The organism is Phaeodactylibacter xiamenensis (genome assembly GCF_000759025.1).
GTDB classification, from domain to species: Bacteria; Bacteroidota; Bacteroidia; order Chitinophagales; family Saprospiraceae; genus Phaeodactylibacter; species Phaeodactylibacter xiamenensis.
This window is the reverse complement of sequence record NZ_JPOS01000139.1, coordinates 1-2,500: the sequence shown is the minus strand read 5'-3', so window position 1 is coordinate 2,500 and position 2,500 is coordinate 1. Positions and strand designations below refer to the sequence as shown.

The 2,500-nt window shown below is 53.3% G+C and carries 2 rRNA genes (1 of these 2 cut by a window edge); both read left to right on the top strand.

Annotated features, from left to right (window positions below):
- Positions 1-2,233 (top strand): 23S ribosomal RNA (locus IX84_RS30345) (it extends 551 nt beyond the left edge of the window).
- Between the two features lie 105 nt (positions 2,234-2,338).
- Positions 2,339-2,447: ribosomal RNA gene (gene rrf, locus IX84_RS30340) — 5S ribosomal RNA — on the top strand.
- Positions 2,448-2,500: the final 53 nt, after the last annotated feature.

Here is a 2,500-nt window from a genome sequence, read left to right as displayed (position 1 = left end):
CCTACGAGTTGCTCCTGTCTAGCGAGTATAAGGCCTTCAGGGCCGGATGCGGAGCGAAAGCGAGTCTGAATAGGGCGAGAGCTAGGCGGGGCAGACGCGAAACCGTGTGATCTACCCATGGGCAGGTTGAAGTTGGGATAGTCTCCCAATGGAGGACCGAACCGGTACATGTTGAAAAATGTTCGGATGACCTGTGGGTAGGGGTGAAAGGCCAATCAAACTCGGAGATAGCTCGTACTCCCCGAAATGCATTTAGGTGCAGCGTCAGGAAGAGTATCATGGAGGTAGAGCTACCAATAAGGCTAGGGGGCTTCACCGCCTACCAACCCTTGATGAACTCCGAATGCCATGATACTGCACTGGCAGTGAGGCAGTGGGTGCGAAGGTCCATTGCCGAGAGGGAAAGAACCCAGACCATCAGCTAAGGCCCCCAAGTGTACGCTAAGTTGAATGAACGAGGTGGGGATGCTATGACAGCTAGGATGTTGGCTTGGAAGCAGCCATTCATTTAAAGAGTGCGTAACAGCTCACTAGTCGAGCGTTCCTGCGCGGAAAATGATCGGGCATCAAGCGTGCCGCCGAAGCTATGGATGCTGACATCTTCGGATCGTCAGTATGGTAGGGGAGCATTCTGGTTGCGCTGAAGCAGTGCTGTGAGGCATTGTGGAGCGGCTGGAAAAGAAAATGTAGGCATGAGTAACGATAAACAGAGTGAGAAACTCTGTCGCCGTAAGACTAAGGGTTCCTTGATCGATGTTAATCAGATCAGGGTTAGTCGGGTCCTAAGGGGCAGCCGAAAGGCGAACCTAATGGCAAACAGGTTAATATTCCTGTACCTGCATACACTAAAAAGGGGACGGAGCTGTGGATTGCCCGCGCACTGATGGAATAGTGCGTTAAACCCTTCGGGGGATAGTACAGCAAGCCTGCGAAGGCGAGCTGATAGTAGCAAGAAGCAGCTTCCAAGAAAAGCCGAAGTATGCAGCCCGTACCGTAAACCGACACAGGTAGTCGAGGAGAGTATCCTAAGGCGCTCGAGTGATCCGTGGCTAAGGAACTAGGCAAAATAGCCCCGTAACTTCGGGAGAAGGGGCGCTCCGGTTAACCCCGGAGCCGCAGTGAAGAGGCCCAGGCGACTGTTTAGCAAAAACACAGGACTCTGCGAAGCTGAAAGGCGAAGTATAGGGTCTGACACCTGCCCGGTGCCGGAAGGTTAAGGGAGGCGCTAATCTTCGGAGAAGGCGTTGACTGAAGCCCCGGTAAACGGCGGCCGTAACTATAACGGTCCTAAGGTAGCGAAATTCCTTGTCGGGTAAGTTCCGACCTGCACGAATGGTGTAACGATCTGGGCACTGTCTCAGCCACGAGCTCGGTGAAATTGAAGTATCGGTGAAGATGCCGGTTACCCGCAACGGGACGGAAAGACCCCGTGAACCTTTACTACAACTTCGTATTGTGCTAGGGTATAAAATGTGTAGGATAGGTGGGAGGCTTAGAAGCTGCCGCGCCAGTGGTAGTGGAGCCGTCCTTGAAATACCACCCTTTTTATACTTTGGTCCTAACCCTTCGGGGGACAGTGCGTGGTGGGTAGTTTGACTGGGGTGGTCGCCTCCTAAAGAGTAACGGAGGCTTACAAAGGTACCCTCAGCATGGTTGGTAATCATGCGCAGAGCATATGAGTATAAGGGTGCTTGACTGAGAGAGGGACGCCTCGAACAGGTGCGAAAGCAGGTTCAAGTGATCCGGTGGTCCCTTATGGAAGGGCCATCGCTCAAAGGATAAAAGGTACTCCGGGGATAACAGGCTGATCTCCCCCAAGAGCTCATATCGACGGGGAGGTTTGGCACCTCGATGTCGGCTCGTCACATCCTGGGGCTGGAGAAGGTCCCAAGGGTTGGGCTGTTCGCCCATTAAAGTGGCACGCGAGCTGGGTTCAGAACGTCGCAAGACAGTTCGGTCCCTATCTGTTGCGGGCGTTGGAATATTGAGGAGGGCTGACACTAGTACGAGAGGACCGTGTTGGACGTACCGCTAGTGTACCAGTTGTGCCGCCAGGTGCAGTGCTGGGTAGCTATGTACGGAACGGATAAGCACTGAAAGCATCTAAGTGCGAAGCCGGCTCCAAGATGAGTATTCCTAGAGGGTTGTAGAAGATGACTACGTAGATAGGCTACAGGTGGAAGCGCAGTGATGTGTGGAGCCGAGTAGTACTAATTGCCCGAAAGCTTCCCGTGAAAGGGAGCAAGCGCACACTACAGCGCTACTAAAGCTTGATTTCAAAGAACTTTCTGACCCCAACTTGTCAAGATATAGCCTGCCAAAGGGCAGCGCAAGAATTGCTGGTGGTTATAGCAGGGAGGCTCCACCTCTTCCCATTCCGAACAGAGCAGTTAAGCTCCCTAGCGCCGATGGTACTACGAAAGTGGGAGAGTAGGTCGCTGCCAGCTCAATCTAACCTTAAGCCCCGTTGCAGAATACCGCAGCGGGGCTTTCTGGTTTT